Source organism: Pseudomonas sp. TNT2022 ID642 (assembly GCF_028656995.1).
Taxonomy (GTDB): domain Bacteria; phylum Pseudomonadota; class Gammaproteobacteria; order Pseudomonadales; family Pseudomonadaceae; genus Aquipseudomonas.
The window spans coordinates 122,501-139,081 of sequence record NZ_JAMDGW010000033.1 but is presented as its reverse complement, the minus strand read 5'-3'; the positions used below and the strand labels follow the sequence as shown (position 1 = coordinate 139,081).

5 protein-coding genes are annotated in these 16,581 nt (G+C 56.4%); 4 read left to right on the top strand and 1 reads right to left on the bottom strand.

Translation table 11 applies throughout. The features are described 5' to 3' along the window. Positions 1 to 2: 2 nt before the first annotated feature. The 4 genes from M5G26_RS25700 to M5G26_RS25685 all read left to right on the top strand — a co-directional run bounded on the left by M5G26_RS25700 (position 3) and on the right by M5G26_RS25685 (position 15,221). On the top strand, positions 3 to 3,218 hold the full coding sequence (locus M5G26_RS25700; RefSeq protein WP_273916817.1) for a hypothetical protein: 3,216 nt from the start codon (positions 3 to 5) through the stop codon (positions 3,216 to 3,218). A gap of 144 nt (positions 3,219 to 3,362) precedes the next feature. Next, entirely contained in the window at positions 3,363 to 7,103 is a 3,741-nt protein-coding gene (locus M5G26_RS25695) for a Tc toxin subunit A (RefSeq protein WP_273916816.1), read from the top strand. Continuing rightward, positions 7,100 to 11,209, top strand: a complete 4,110-nt coding sequence (locus M5G26_RS25690) for a neuraminidase-like domain-containing protein (protein ID WP_273916815.1) — start codon at positions 7,100 to 7,102, stop codon at positions 11,207 to 11,209. The genes M5G26_RS25695 and M5G26_RS25690 overlap by 4 nt, the downstream gene beginning before the upstream one ends. Next, on the top strand, positions 11,202 to 15,221 hold the full coding sequence (locus tag M5G26_RS25685; protein ID WP_273916814.1) for a hypothetical protein: 4,020 nt from the start codon (positions 11,202 to 11,204) through the stop codon (positions 15,219 to 15,221). The genes M5G26_RS25690 and M5G26_RS25685 overlap by 8 nt, the downstream gene beginning before the upstream one ends. Here the strand turns inward: M5G26_RS25685 and M5G26_RS25680 are convergent, their stop codons facing one another. Beyond that, entirely contained in the window at positions 15,222 to 16,553 is a 1,332-nt protein-coding gene (locus tag M5G26_RS25680; RefSeq protein WP_273916813.1) for a DUF58 domain-containing protein, read from the bottom strand. Positions 16,554 to 16,581: the final 28 nt, after the last annotated feature.

Here is a 16,581-nt window from a genome sequence, read left to right as displayed (position 1 = left end):
CCATGGACACCAAAGACGGTGGTATCGAAGAGCAAGGTCATGATGGATCAAACCACCAGGGGGATCGGGTTGAAGGTCTATGCATTGCTGGGCCATCTTCTACCGAAGCAAGTTATGTCGTTACAGAGCAACTGGAAGAACCGGAATTTATTTTTGAGGATCTTCGCGCAGCAACGGGATTATTATGGGCAGAACTTCGAATTAAATATAAATACTCAGAAGAAGGTGCCAGTTTTTCGTGTTATGTCACACATTACAGGGCTAGAAATAATGGCCGAAAGGAGGGGAACATTCTTTTTTATACCTCTTTTATAAGCGGTGAGGGGGACGTCATAGAGTTGACGAGCAATGCTTGGCAGGATGGTAATTGGCACGAATTGTCTTATGGGCATGGTGTTGCAGCTTTTGGGCGCGATGTCACGATCGGCTTCGATTATATTTATGATGTTGATGATGAAAAAGATCCAACATTAAAAACATATGTTGTTAAACGTTTTAAGCCAGCCACCCCGACTTTGGATAATGTTCCTAACTTTGCCTCCTCGACTTTTAATGTGGCAGGTGGCAACGGCATAGCCCGCTACACCCTGATACTTGACCATGGTGATGGAACTTCCACACTCTTGCCTCTCAACAGTCATGGTCGCTGGTCTGTGCCTGTTAAGGTTGACGACGAGCAAAATTCCATAAGTATTCAGGCATATCAGCAAATCATCGGTTTTGAATCCGACAAAACACCGTTTACGACGCTTTTTCGAGCTCGAATTACCGAGCCAGTCGCTGGATCAGCTTTATTGCCTGATGAGGTCATATTCAAAGGGATGGGTGCGCCTGGAAGCACGGTTAGAGTGGTCAGCGCTTCAAACCATAATGAGGAGTGGAGCGCTTCGGTAAACATCGGGGAGTCGAGAACCTGGCAGGCTCCGATGACGAGACTTCCCACTAATGGAGCCATGTCTGTCAAAGCGCAGCTAAAAATGTCAGGTGCTGCGGATTTTTATACAGAAATTGTCTCTTTCAATGTTCGGCTGTCGCCAGTAATCACAAGCCCACAGCCTCTGACTGTACAGAATCAATCTTTCCGATTGGAGGGTGGTAATGGCCAGAGCGGTGCACGGGTCGAGGTATATGTGGACCTGACGGATTCGCTGGTCGGGTCGGGTACGGTGTCACAGGGAGGCAAAGTGTGGAATGTCTCTGTCACCGACTTGCTGCCAGGACCGGTCAGCCTTGTAGCCGAACAGATAGTCGGCGGGGTTCCCTCTGGTCGCGGCGAGGCGCGTGCTTTCCGAATCCGCCCTCCAAAGCTGGAAAAACCTGAGGTCACCTTTCTCCCGCATACAAGCTTGAAGTTCTCCGGCACCGGCCATTTCGATCAAAACCTCTCCACCGAAATCCAGTTCTCTGCCCGCGACGGCTCGCTGCCTTTGCCTCCCAACATCCGCGTCGATGGGCTGGGCCATTGGGAAACCGCCCCGGTTGTCTGGCCTCTGGGCAGCTACGATGTGACGGTGATTCAAAAGATCGCCGACAACGCCAGTGACTGGATCGAATCGCAGCCTCTTGAGTTCATCGTCCACCACGACATGCCGGATATCACCGAGGCGAGCTACACCGAGGAGTATCTACCGGTCTTCAGTGGTGAAGGTTACACAGGCGCCACCGTCTCGCTCAGATATCCCGATGCACAAGAGGTTGCGCGAAGTGTAGGGGTCGTGAATGGCCAATGGTCGACGCCTGCATTGGTGGAGTGGGGGCCAACCAACAAGCGGGAAGTCCGCATTACACAGCATCTGGGAGACCATCCCTCGCAACGTCCTTTCATCCTGTACGTCACGATTCCACCGCTGGCGCCAGGCCTGGACGATCCTGCCGAAGAGGGGCTGGAGCCGATATTCAGCGGCGCTTGCTGGTCTGAAGCGCTGGTGAAGCTCCGGTTCAGCGACGACGACATGGAGTACGAAGCGGATGTGGAGGGTGAACGCTGGACGTTTCAGCGAGCCAAAACGTTTGAACCAGGTGTCCTTCACCGCGTCAGCGTTACCCAGATCGTTGTCGATCTCCCTTCAGCGTTGACATCGAAAACCTTCACTGTCCACAGAGTCATGTTGCAACCGCTCATTGTTGCGCCGGCATCCGGCACAGAAGTGGGGGACGACGTCACCATTGAAGGTGATAACGGCATGCAGGGCGCGATGATGCAATTGCATGACAGCCAGATGGGAGGAACGCTGGGTGCTCCGATCGAGTTGCTTGAGGAGGGCAAATGGTCGATCGAACTACGCGATCTGGAGCTGAGGCATTATTTCCTCCACGCGCAACAGACACTTAACGGGCGAGAGTCGACCAACAGCGCTGAGCACGAACTCAAGGTGGTGCCGCCGCCTCGATTCACGACGCCGATCCCAGGCGGGAAAGCGCCGCGCACCTCGAAGATTGCTGGCACTGGCATACCTGGCGCGTGGGTGGAGGTCTGGTTGCAGGGTGCTACCGAGCCATTGCTGACGGCTATCGAGGTGAACGCGTCAGACAACTGGGAAGCCGAAGTGAGTTTGCCGGTGGGAAATACAACCATCTGGGCCTTTCAAACCTTCGTCCACAATGGCGTTCCGCAGCGCTCACAGCCCAATGAGCGTTTGCGTTACAAGGTCGTGCCGGCGGTTCCGTTTATCGAAACCCCGACTGCCGATGACCATGTCGGCCGACGGGTCGTGGTGTCGGGTTTCGCGACGCCCGGCGACACCGTGACCGTGACGCTGGGTAGCGACCAGGCAAGCGCCGAGGTGCGGGAAAACCGGACGTGGTCGGTAACGCTGGAGCCTGGGCAAGACGAAGGCAATCATGAACTGGAAGTGGTGGCGGCTTACGAAGGGTTTGCATCCGATAGCGCGAAACGCACGGTTCAACTGGCAACTTATATGCCCAGCATTGAGATACCAGCGCCGGGACGCTGGGTCAGCAACCCGGTGCTGTTTGCCGGCAAGGGGCGTCAGGGCGTCGGTGTTCTGGTCGACCCGTTCAACCCGGACAAGACATGGGTAGCGTCGATTCAGGTCGACCCGGACTGGCAATGTCTGTCTGACCAAGCGCTACCGTTGGGTGGCAACTGGTGTCGTTTCAAGCTGCAACCCAGCGACAGCGATCCGGTGGGTTCTGACTGGATCGTCAGCGAGCGGTTTGAAATCGAATCAGCGCCGGCGGACAAACCGCGGTTGTAAATTTCCGATGAGCGGTCACAAAACCTGTCATTTCTGACAGTTGGCAGCTGCTGCGTTGAAGCGCTAAATCCTTATGCAACGCTGGGTCCGCCTGATACAACAGTCAGGCGGCCCGGGCCAGTTATCGACTCAAGGAATGTGACCATGGCTGATTCACTCCGTCCCGCTGCGCAGTTGTTCATTCAACTGTTTGGTGAGCAACCGACCACTGCGCAAAACCGGCTTTCGAAGCTCTGGAGTTACGTTGAGCAGGGGGGATCGTTTTTCCCTCTGGTCGAAAAGGGTCTTGCGGTGCTGGTCGGCGAGTACGGACTTGAGCAGCAAGAGGCCCGGCGCTTTTTACGCCGGGCCAACAGTCTGGCGACCTATGTGCGGCGTCGGTTTATTGAACATCATGTGCAGGGGGACAAAGCCGGGTCGACAGGACCGTCCAGTGGTTTGATGTCGCTCATTGACGGGCCGCAACTGGAGCGAATATTCAATCTGCAATTGAGTGCCAAGTGCCCCTCGGATTCTCTGGAGTCCATGTTCGGGCCTTCGGCGTATCTCGTCTTCTTGTATCGCTTGATTCGCGACTTGATCGAATCCGTTGGTGACGACACCCAGCTACCGTTGCATGAGCGTCGCACGGATTTGATGACGTTGACGGTCGACAGTAAAACGGTTAACGCGCCGGAGTCATCAGTCGACGTGATCGTACGCGTGCTACAGGCGTTCATCGCCGCGAACACGACGGTTCCAACTGAACAGGCATTGATCGAAGCTCGCTATCCCAACGGTCTGCCGTATTACCAGCACTGGGTCACGGTTGATGGGGTTGCGGGTTTCAACGGACGATCAGTGGGGGATTTTGCCAACATCGTTGACGAGAAATTCCCCAACTTCTTGCACTCCGGGTCCCTGACCAGGCTTGCCGCTGCTGCCCTGGCTCATGCCTCTCGGCTTGGCCCGTACCAGCAGCGGTTGTTGACTGAGGAGTACAAACATTCCGAGTGTATGTATCAGTTCTATCTGGACAACTTTGGCACCGAAGACTTTGAGTTTATGAATCTCAATCAGATATTTTATCTGGCTCAACGTACAAATCTTGTGGCCGAGGAGGTTACAAGTCTTTTTTCGGTTGGGGACTACGCGCCGCGGCGTTCGGCCAATGTGGATTACCCCAGTAAGCCCGACGTCCCGGAAGGCGGCCGATCCGGCTCGGTTTACATCAATGGTAACGCTCACCCCGCTATCGGTATCACCCCGCAGTCAGGGAATAATCTTCATCGGATAATCGTTAATCCCAATACCCCAAAAGGCTTGAATACATTTGATCGGCTCAACCGCAAGTTACGCCTGGACAAATGGCTGAATCTGCCTCCTGAGCAGACTGACGCCTTGTTGGTGGCGGCGATCAGGGCTGAAGCACGTGGTGCCGATAAACCTGAGGTGTGGGCGATTTCGGTAAACGTGATCCATGCATTGGGTCTGTTTCAGCGACTGCGTGAACGCTACAACTGCACGGCAGCGGATTTCGCCGTGTTCCTCGATGAGCTGTCACTGTACGGTCGCGGTGATGCACTGTCGCAGTTCGATCAGGTCTTCAACAATCAGGACAATTATCGCAAGCCGCTGAAACTCGACGGCAAAGCGTTTGCGCTGATACCGGCATCGGATCAAGACAATCTGACGGTCAGCCAGCTATGCAGTGGTTTGGGCATTGATCTTCAGACCTACCACTACCTGGCGTTAGCGATAGCCCAGGCTCATGATTTTACCGATACTCTGGAGCGCAGTTCGGCGGTCATTTCCAGTTTTTACCGTTTGGTAAAACTGCCCCGGCTGTTGAATATCACGCCGGTCGAAGGCGTGTTGATGCTCAGTGTGCTGGGGGGAGAAACCTGGCTCAACGGGCTGGCGGGCCAGCCACGTATTGTCAGCCTGGTGGATGAGCACAGCGGTAACGAAGACACGGCTGACATTCCGGGCGTACTGAGCCTGATCGAAGCCATGCAGGCCTGTGTGCAATGGTGCGAGCAAAGCAACATATCGGTGCTGTGGATGTTGCAGCACGTGAGTGCACCACTGCGTCTGAGCGAGTTCTCCCAGCAGGATCAGGAGTTCTTCGACAAGATCGGCACCCTCCTGAACAGCGCGCGGTTGTCCAATAGTTCTTTTCTCGTCGCCGGTATTCCGCCGGCCGGAGAAAGCGACTGGCTGGATTTACTGTCGATTGAAAGTAAAGAGCTGGCGCCGGTTGTCGATGTCAATGGCCTGGTACTGGCCACTGCCATGACGCCGGAAGACTATTTGGCCTTTGCCCGCGAGAAGCTCGAATGGGCCGTCAGAAACGGCCTGGACATTGAGGAAACCCAGGTCAGCGCCTTGGCCGAGATCATGCTCACCGTTCTTCTGCAGGTCAGAGACGCTCAGGTGTCGCTGGTCAGAGAGTCGCTGGCGGTCTACGCCGGCATCGAGGGCGAATTGGCCATTCTGGTGCTGAACTGGGTCGATGCTTCTGTGTACCAACTGTTGCGCCAAGTGTATGACCGCACCGCCCTCGAATCGCCAGCGACGGAGCGCAGACGCGACGAACCTTCAGATTCGTTACTCGAATTGCTGGCTGTTGTGCGCCAGCGCGCCGAAGTCGTTTCAATGCTGGGTTTGAGTGCGGTCCTGGTCCGGGATTATCTGGATTATGGATATGGGGTGTGGGTCGACCAAGTCACCATCATCGATCCCTCTCAAAAATTTGTGTTCTCGGTGCGCATACTTTACGCAATGACCACGCTGGCCCGCGCGTTCAGCTTGAGTGAACAGCCGGAGCAGAAATTGCTGGACTATCTGCGTCAGGTCCATTCGCTACCGTCCAGGCTCAGCGCCGATGCATTACGCGTGGTGCAGCAGGCAGCGGCCATCAAACTGGCTGAATTCTTTGCCTGGAGCGCGCAGGAAGTCAGCGAATGTGTTCGCCATATCGATCCTGAAACCCAAGTGTTGAAAACCCTGGAACAACTGGATCTGCTGATGCGCGTTTACCAGTTGTCGATGCAGACCGGTATGGATGCCCGGACCATTTTGCGGATCGGTACCTTGCCGGAGTCAACCGATGCCAGTGAGGTCTATGCCCAGGCGGCTGAACTGGCTTTACTGAGTCAGACCCAGACGCGTGTGCCGGTCGTGCAAACACCGGGCGAATTGAAGCGGTTGGTCAGGATGACTTGCGCCGTAGAGCCTACGGAAGTCTTCGCTCGTAAACCAGGCGAGAAAGCGATCATTACAATGACGCTCACCGACGCCCAGGGTGCAGCGTTGAAAGGTGTCGCGGTTGACTGGCACTCCGAGCTAGGGACCATCAGGTCGGGTATCACCGATACCAACGGAGTCCTTGAGGCTGAGTATTCTCCGGGCAAAGTCTTGGGCACGGACAACCTTTATTTCTCCATGAGCCTGCTCGAGCCTGAGTGGGCAGTGAGCATCGACGTCATCGCCGACGCGAGCAGCATGAGTTTCCCGACATTGCACATGTCTCCGGTGCCAACAGAGGTCGTGCCGCTTGGTCAGGAAATCACACTCTACGCCACGATGGTGGACCAGTACGGAAACCTTGGGGCCAACATGCTGGTGGACTGGGCCTGGGAAGAGGGCACAGATCCCGAAGAAAGGCCAACGATCCGCCCGGCACAGGGTTTCACCAATCAGAAAGGTGAATCCAAGGTTTATATCACCAGCGATTTCAGCGGTGCATTCGAAGTCGGTATACGCAGCCTGGCAAGCGGGCAGGGGGCTCTCTTCGAACCCATCAGGTTTGGGGAAACGCAAGGCCGCAGCCACTCACTTGAACAAGCGGCACCGCCTTCCGACAGTGACGCGGGAACCTCTTCCACGGAGCAAGGATCATGACATCGAACAATATTGGTCTGTTGCAGGAAAAACGTCGTGCCGCGTTGCTTGAGTATTGCATTGGGCAAGTAAGGGCGGAGCGTTACCCGCCCTTGCAGACCCCGGAGGACGTGTTCGAATTGCTGCGCATCGATCCGCTGGACAGTGCTCGAGTGCAGACGTCGGGGGTGGCCGAAGCGATCAGTTGTGCACAGCAATACATCAGTGCGGTGTACAACAAAATGGAGCCCGGTTTCGAAAACCACGAGTTTCCCCCTGAACAGCTGGAAAACTGGGCGCTGTACAACAACTACTCGGACTGGGCAGCGGTGCAGATGATCGCGCTCTACCCGGAAAACTACATCAATCCGTTTGTGCGTCAGCGCAAGACTGATCTGTTCAAGACCCTTGAAAACAATCTCAACCAAGCCCGTCTGAGTACCGATTCGGTTCAGGCAGCGTTGCAGGATTACTTGCAAGCCTTCGAGCAGATCTGCGATCTGGATGTCGTCAGTGGCTACATGGACGGCACAACCCCTGAGCGCGCCGATTATTATTTTGTCGGGCGTCAGCGGGTGCCGCCATTCCAGTACTTCTGGCGCAAGGCGCAAATCGAGATCACGCCCACTTGCCTCGCCGTCAACCCGGCGGCGTGGAGTGAATGGAAAACGGTGGACATTCAACCCGCCGGGCGGGTGCTGGACATGCGTCCGGTGGTCTGGAACGGCCGGCTGTGTCTGGTCTGGGCGGAGTGGCGGGACAAGGTCGGCGAGATCATCAAAGCCGATCCTCCGGATCCCGATAAGGACGACAGATCCCGATTCGTGCCCCATCAACTGGATATCAATTTGGCCTTCTTGAGGCAGAACGGCCAGTGGTCAGCGCCTTTGAATTTACGCCATAGCGAGTTTGATGAGGATCTCTCTGCAGGTGCCCGCTTGATTGCAACCGTAAGGGTCGACTCTCCGAATCCCAAAGGCAGGCTCGGGGTATTGCTGGACAATGAAAAAACCGGCACAGGTGCCTTGAAAGAGATCGCGATCATCGATGTGCTGATGCGTCCCGTTGTCGAAGACAGTGGTACCTGGCTGGAGCTGGCCAAGAAAGAACGATTTGTTTCTGCCTTGACGGTTCAGCACCCCTTGGGTCTTGAGGTTACGGTGGTCCCAAGTGAGTCACCGTCAGGCTCCATGGCGGCTTTTCTGGGTTTGAACGTCTTCGCCATGCGCGTGGGTGACAACGACGTGCTGACGGTTGAGGGCTTTTGCAGGTCAACAGGGTTACCAGGCATCGGGAAGACTGCGTTTACCTTGCAGTTGGAACTTGCAACTGTTAACGACCCTAAACCTGTGAAAAGTGACGTTGCAATCGCCGGCGATTGGACAATGGCGTTCTTGGAGACCTTCACTCGACCAAAAGGGACGTGGAACAACGTCAGGTTCACTTTAAAGAATGATACTGAAGGCTTTGGCGGTAAACAGTTTGACCTGACGATTGCCGATCTCTCGGATTTCCTCCCGCCAAAGCTGCTGAAAAACACCACGGATGCCGCCCAATTCCTCGACTTTCGACTTGGCGCTGGCTGGGCGCTGCAATACGTTCGGCTCAATTCGCTGTTCGGCCCCGAGTTGGTCACACGCTCCACTGTCTCTCCAGCGACTCTGCTTAACTGGGACTCCCAGCATCTGTCCGAGCCGCCGCCTACCGGTGTTGATTTCGAGGAGCGCAATGGCGCTTTCGAAGGTGCCAACGGGCTGTTTTTCTGGGAGCTGTTTTTCCATTTGCCGCATTTGATCGCGACACGCTTGCGTGATGAAGAGCGGTTTGCCGAAGCACAGACGTGGTTGCATTTCATCTTCGATCCCCGGGCTACTGCCGACAGCAGTTCGGTACCCGAGAAACCGAGTTACTGGCGCTGCCGACCGTTGATCAACGAGCTGGGCAATGCCGGCTGTGAAGCCGTGGCGCCCGCCGACCCGGATGCGATTGGATATTCAGCGCCTGTGCATTTGAGGCTGCTGATGTTCATCGAGTATGTGAAGAACCTCATGGCCTGGGGGGACTGGCATTACCGTCAACTGACCCGCGAAAGTCTGGTGGCGGCAAAGTTGTGCTATGTGCAAGCGGCGTCATTGATGGGCAAACCGCCTCTGACTCAAACGGTGAACTTGTGGCAGACCGCGACGCTGGGCAACCTTCTGGCCCAAAGTTGCACGCGTACGGCACTGGAAACTTTCGAGCAGACATTGAATTACAGCCTGGCAGATGTTCCGGCCGGCTCCGATTCGGCTCCCATGCTGGGCATGTTGGGGTGTGCGCCGTTCAGGGCACCGATCAATGATGAGTTGTTCACTTGGTTCAACGAACCGCAGTACCGCATGAACAACCTGCGCAACAACCTGACGATTGATGGCAAGCCCATGCTCCTGCCGTTGTTCAACCCACCGACGGACCCGAACCAATTGCTGCGCGATCTGGCAGCAGGTGGTGTCGGTGGCGCCAGACCGATGGGCGGACGGCTTGTGGTGATTGCGTTTCGCTGGCGCGCGATCTTCGAGGTTGCCCTGCGTGCGGTGCAGGCCTTGCAGGATTACGGCAGCCAGGTACTCAATCTGCTTGAGCGGCGTGATCGTGCCGAGCAGGAAGAGCTGCAGCAAAACCATCTGGTGGAGCTGGGCAACTACGCCAAAACCGTGCAGGAGCAATCCATCGCTCAGTTGGAAGCGAGCATGACGGCGCTTGAGCAGAGCCGAACAGTGGCGCGGGAACGGGCGGATGCTTATGCATCCCGCTATGACGAAAACGTATCGGCCGTCGAATATCAGGTCATGGCAAACCTGGACCAGTCCAAAGAGCTGGCACTGACTGCCAAAATCCTCAAACCGGTAGGCGCAGCGGTGGCGGCTGCGCCTAATATTTTCGGTATGGCGAACGGTGGTTTTCGGGTCGACAAAGTTACGGATGCCATCTGTTTTGGCCTGGAAATCGCTTCGTCGATGTTGCAGATCGATGCAGACAAGCAAGCCACCACCGAAGGTTATCGCCGTCGCCGCAATGAATGGGGACTGCAACGCGATCAGGCGTTGGCAGAAATCGCCGCCATCGATGCGCAAATCGTTGCTCAGAATCATGCTGTCGATGCGGCCAGAACCAACCTCGCGCAAACACTGCGAGCTAACGCTCAGGCGTTGACGATGTACAACTATCTGAAAAAGCGCGCGACCAATGCCGAATTGTTCGGCTGGATGCTGGGCCAGCTCAAGGCCTTGCACTATCAGGCTTACGACGCAGTAGTCAGTCTGTGCCTCAGCGCGCAAGGGGCGATGAATGCCGAAACCGGCGATTACGATTCCAATATTCCCTTGCCGCAGGTCTGGCAGGATCAACGCCATGGTTTGACCGCTGGCGAGCATCTGCGCGCGTTTCTGCTGCGCATGGAGTATGAGTACCTGCAGCGCACCGAGCGACGGCTTGAACTGGTAAAAACCATCTCCTTGCGTCGCCTGTTCAACGATGCAATAGACCCTCAGAGCGTTGGTAGTTGGGAGGCTGCATTGGCGCAATTGCAGACGACCGGCTCACTGGAGTTCAAACTTACGCAATTGCTGTTCGATCGGGATTACCCGGGACATTACTGCCGGCAGATCAGTTCGGTGGAAGTCGATTTGCCAATGCTGACAGGCCCTTTCGAGGACGTGTGCGCGACCTTGTTGCAGGTCGGCAGCATGACCGCCAGCCGGGCTTCGGTGCAGTCAGTGCAGTACTTGCATAATCCTGATCCTGGGGAAGTGGCCCCTTCCGATGTGCTGTTCAACTTGCGTCCGGGCCAGCAGATCGCCCTGTCGGTGGGGATTGCCGACAACGGCATGGCGGCGGCGAAGCCAGATGAAGGTTTGCTCTTTCCATTTGAAAATACCGGTGCGGTGTCTGCCTGGGAGCTGAAATGGCCATGGCATAAAGAGCCGGCGCAGGAGGCCATGCTGCGCTCGATGAACGATTGCATCTTGCGCATTCGCTATACGTGCAAGAGCGGAGATCAGTCGTTTACCGATTCGGTGAAGGAGTTGGTCAATGCCGCGCAACAGGGCCAGGCCGGCAAGGGCAAGGGAGTGCGCAGTCATGAATGATCCTGTCGTTCTGGTGAATGAAAACCTGGTGTGCAACGGTGATTTCGAAGACGGGTTCGAATGTTGGGAAAGGACGGGGAGGGTTGCTATAGGCACGGCGTATTACGACAACACGCCTGTCAAGCACATCAAGGCGCCGAAGGGCACGGGTGTCACTCAGGACGTCACCCTTCCCAGAGATCCCGATGGCAAGGGTGCTTATTGGCTGAGTTTTCTATGGGAAAGCAGTTTCAGCCAATCAGGTTGGGTGAAGATTTCTCAGGGAGAAATTGAGCACTACCGCATCGAACTCAAGCCCGCCGGTAAACCTGATCAGACACAGCGCGAGGCTATCGGATCAGGGCCAGAGAGGCGATTCAGTCCGACCCTGCATGAAGTGGAACTGACATCGGACATCTCAAGCTCAAAGCCGCTGCGCATCGAAATATGCAGCTCGACAGAGTCTTCGAGTCCATTTGGCGAACTCTGGGTTACCCGCGTCAAAGTCGAGTTGAAACTCGCCCCGCTTGAGTTGCAGGAAATAAAGCTGGACGGCATGTCCTTCCTGCCCTTGCGCAAAGTGTACCTGTGTCAGGGCGCCAGCAGCGACGCATTGTTCACGCCCCACGTTCTCGGTTTTGTACCTGTGCCGGATAACCCTTGGGACGGCACCCCGGTTGCATTGAGCATCGACAATAACCCGCAGGGCGCGATTGTCGCGACGCCTGCTTGGGACACCCCGCAATTGCTGGACGTGCCTTGGACGCTCGATTGCCCGTTGATCGATGAACAGGAATATGAATTCACCCTGAGTTTGCGCAACCGTTACACCGCGCAGGCCTACGAGATCCCTGTATCGCTAGGGCATCACCGACTGATTTTCCGTGAGGTGGTCGAGGCCGCTTACTACCCGTTGATTGAGCAAAGTGTTCGCTTGGGTGTGCAAGTGGCGTCGTACTACACCGGCCAGCCATTTGCCGGGCTTACGGTGAACTGGTCGACCGCCGAGCAACGGGTGTTGGCGGCTGCCGTTACTGATGAACAAGGTTGGGCCTACTTCGATTATGAGGCGAAGGCTGCAGGGGACTTCGTTATTGAAGCCTCTGTGGTCAGCCTTTATTACGAGCAGGGCGTGTGGACTCAGACGTTTGACGTGCTGGTACTGGGCGAGGATCCGTGGGCAAGTTTGACTGTCCTTGAAAACAACGAAATCAGGAACTGGATTGATAACAGTTATCCGAACCGGGGTTCTACCCATTCCATTGATGTAAGGCTGGCGGCAAACAGTCCTCTGCGTGGCAGCGACCTCTATCTGCACTGGCACGGTGACAGGCATGAGCAACTGGGCGTCGTTGTCAGTCCATCTCTGGAAACGGCAGTGCCCGTGCCGATCGATGGCGGGGAGAATGCATCCTGGAGGCTGAGTTGTGAAGACCAGCGCGACGGGATATTCGAATTGTCACTGGTCTGTTCGAAACTGTTGTTGCCGTCGCCCAGGAAGCGCATGTCGCTGGCGCGCAACAGGATCAGGATCAAAGAGGTACGCCAGGCCGAGAATAGTCCGGTGGTGGAGGAGAACGACAGTGCTTACCTGCGATTGCAAGTGGTGCATGTTACCGATCAGGGCGACGGCGAACCGGTGATCGATGCGAAGATCGAGTGGCAAACCGACGACGGCATCTTGCGCAGCCAGACGGGAAGCGGTGGTTGGGGGAGCCTGAAGTTTAAAACCAGAGAGCCCGGGATTCATTCGATCACCGCCACGGTCCTGGCCCATGAATTTGCTGAGCCGCATGAGTGCGAATTCAGCGTGACCGCGATGGCCAGGAGTTCTTGGAAAGACAAGGTCAACATCACATTTGATCGTGGTCTGATCAACCAGGATCTAGGGGTTGCCTGCAAACGAGGTCTCACCCATTCCCTGGTGGTCACTGCCCTCGCCGGCAGTTCTCTTATCGACCAGGAAATTACGTTGGCATGGGGTACCGACGAACCAGGCATCGGGCTGGTGGTGAGTGAACTTGGCGAGCCCAGGTTATTGCGGGCAGATGAACCGCTGATCTGGACTCTGAGTTCTGAATTCGCCAAGAGCCGCAGCAGCATGTTCGGACTGCGGTTGTTGACCAATTCACTGGAAGATCGAGAGTTGCTCGGCCGCTTGGTTTCACCGGACATTTACGATGAATTCACTCTGGAACTGGATCATATGAGCACCGACCGAGGTCAGTTGCTGTATCCCTGCCTGGGTGCCGTACACCGGTATATTTTCAGAACTAACGCACTGAGTGCCCTGGTGGGGCTTGCCATGGATTTGCAATGGCACGGAACTCCAGCGTCAGAGTTGGACATCGTTCTCGACCCGCCTCCACATAGCCACAATGTTATTGATGAAAGTGGCATGACCTGGACACTGGATTGTTCAGATAGTCGAGGGGGCGGGGCGTTCGGTCTGCAATTCTTGACGGGGGCTGGCTCGACGGATGTCACCAGAATGCACTTGGGCCACAACAAACTCAGCATTGAAACCGTGCGTGAGTCTGCCGTTTTTCCGATCGTGGGTCAGGACCCGGCATGGATGTGGGCGAAGGTCCGTTCGGACTTCTCGGAAGACGGGATGGTTCAAGCACGAACACTGTGGACGGTGAACGGCAATACTGAAGAGCATGTTACAGATGAAGAGGGATGGGTTCGCTATGCCTATGAGGCAGCGAAGGACGGCAATGCAACGGTTGAAGTTTCTGTGACCAGTCCGTATGACAATGCTACTGATGCACGTTCGATGGAGATATGTTCGCTGGCCAGCGATCCTTGGGCTCGATTGCAATTCAGTATGGATTTCAGCCAGGCACAGCCTTTCGGCCAGGACACCGGTTTTGCGCGTCGCAAACTGACCCATAGAATCGATGTAAACGCCCCGGGTGACACCTTCTTGTCCGGGCGCAAATTGACGTTGGGCATGGTCGGTACCGGCCCTGAGGCACTGGGTATCCGCTTTGCTCAGCCAGTACTCGGTTTGCCAAGGGTTTTCCATGGCGAGACGGGATTCACCGATTACTTCACGGTCGATGACCAGCGTAACGGCAGTTTCGGCTTGTTTCTGGCCTGCGAAAGCCTGGCTCGATGGTCACCTGTCAATGCAATGTCGGTGGGCGAAGGCGCGCAAGTGGTGAAAATTGCCGAGCGTTCGCGGGTTAGTCAGACGCTGTTCTGGCGCGAGGCTGTGTCCGAGCAGATCACCATTGTTTCGGCTATCAGCGGCAGGCCGATGGCGGGGATGAATGTTGTCTGGCGCACTCCGGATCTTGGCGAGGTGACGACGACCACCAACTTCTACGGCGAGGCGCGGATCCGTTTCGTACCCAAGACTCCCGGAGCGGCGCAACTGATGGCGACCGTGGGGGATGCGCAGTATTCGGAGTCGATTTCGGTGCCGTATTTCCTCCACGAGCCTCGGGAAATCAAGGAACTGCTCAGTGAGGATTTGACCGGTTATCCCGGGCAGGAAATAACAGCGCGGACCTGGGTGGTTTCAGCCAACACCGGAGAGCCTCTGGCCAATGTCGAAGTGATGTGGGAATACGACAACGCCGCTTTACCGGCAACATTGACGGATGCCGATGGCATGGCAACGGTGCGCTTTGTCTTGGGCGCAGCAGGTGAGGCTGCGTTGTGGGCGTCGGTAAAGGGCGGCTTGGCTGGTTGGGACGTGAAAGCGTTGGGGTTGACTGTCAATGAACGTCCTGCGGTCGTGAAGTCCGTGGTCGCTACGCCGAATCCGGCTTTCGTGATGGACTGGGTAACCATGACGGCGTTGATCGTAGACAAGACTTCTGGAGAGCCGCTGCCGAAAAGGAAAATTCTTGTCTCCGTTAACGGGAGGCCATTCATTGAGTCCAGTACAAATGGCAACGGTAAATACGAAACCTCCTGGAGGGTGATGGAACTGTCGGAAACCGTTTCCCTTGACGTCAAAGTCGAGAATCCTGACGGGACCTCGAGCAGCGGATCTGTGCTCGTGCGGATCGAGAGATGATCAAAGCGCCGCACTTCTCTTCCAATTGAGATACTGCGTCACCAGTTCGGCTCCCAACTCCGCGGGCCGGACATCCACCACCGGAACGCCATGAGCACCCAACCGCTCATGGAGTTCTGCCCGCTCATTCAGGTAATTCACTGTCCCGCAGTAAGCCAACGCTTCGGGCAGTGTTTGCACCCTGGTCTGACGTAACGTATCCAGCGTTTCTTCGCGCAGGCTGGCGACCAGCACCCGATGCTGTGCGCTCAGGCGCTTGACCGCGCTCAGCAGTTCTTCATCGTCCTCATCGCGCAGGTTGGTCACCAGCACCACCAATGCCCGGCGTTTCTGTCGCGTCAGCAGTTGATTGGCGGCGGCCTGATAATCGGCAGGGCGTTGCGTGCTGTCGAGGTCATAAACCGTGTTGAGCAGCACGTTCAGTTGCCCGCTGCCTTTGACCGGCACGAGATGGCGCGGCGGTTCGCAGGCAAACGTACTCAGGCCCACCGCATCGCCCTGGCGCAGGGCCACGTAGCTGAGCAGCAGGCAGGCATTGAGCGCGTGGTCGAAGTGCGACAGTTCAGCATCCTGGCTGCGCATGCGTCGGCCGCAGTCGAGCAGGAAGATTATCTGCTGGTCGCGCTCGTCCTGATACTCGCGGGCAATGGGTGTGCGTTGACGCGCGGTGGCTTTCCAGTCGATCTGGCGCAGGCTGTCGCCCTCACGGAATTCGCGCAGTTGATGAAACTCCAGGCCCTGACCGCGACGTTGCCGCTGGCGTACGCCGAGCTGGCTGAGCCAGTTATCCACCGCCAGCAGTTCACCGCCATAGAGCCGGGCGAAGTCGGGGTAGACGCGGGTCTGGTCGCTGACATTGAGCAGACGTTTGCCTGACCATAATCCCAAAGGGCTGGGCAGGCTGATTTCGCAGTGGACGAAACTGAAGTGACCACGTTTGAGCGGGCGCAGCCGATAGCCGAGCAGGCTGCGCTGGCCGGGTTGCAGTTCAATCGACAGCGGCAGGTTTTCGAAACTCAGGCCTTCTGGCGGGTGGTCGAACAGTTCAATGTGCAGCGGTTCAGTGAAGTCATGTTCGACTTGCAGACGCACCTCACCCCAACGGCCAAGCGCCAGACTGCCGGGCATCTGCCGGGTGATGCGCGGTGTTGGCAGACGTTGCAGGCGCAGCGCATCAAGCATAGCCAGGGCCAACAGCGCCAATAGCAGACCCCAGTTGATCGATATCAGGCTGGCCGGGATGTTGATTTCCAGTGCGCGCAAAGTGCCCAGCACCATACTGATGACCAGCAGCACGGTCAGCCAGACCAACAGCAGTTTAGACGGCCTCACGCTTTCACTCCCCGAAGGCTGCGATCTC

Coding starts and splice junctions, on each gene's coding strand:
- M5G26_RS25700 (WP_273916817.1), top strand. CDS start 3: ATGGACACCAAAGACGGTGGTATCGAAGAGCAAGGTCATGATGGATCA.
- M5G26_RS25695 (WP_273916816.1), top strand. CDS start 3,363: ATGGCTGATTCACTCCGTCCCGCTGCGCAGTTGTTCATTCAACTGTTT.
- M5G26_RS25690 (WP_273916815.1), top strand. CDS start 7,100: ATGACATCGAACAATATTGGTCTGTTGCAGGAAAAACGTCGTGCCGCG.
- M5G26_RS25685 (WP_273916814.1), top strand. CDS start 11,202: ATGAATGATCCTGTCGTTCTGGTGAATGAAAACCTGGTGTGCAACGGT.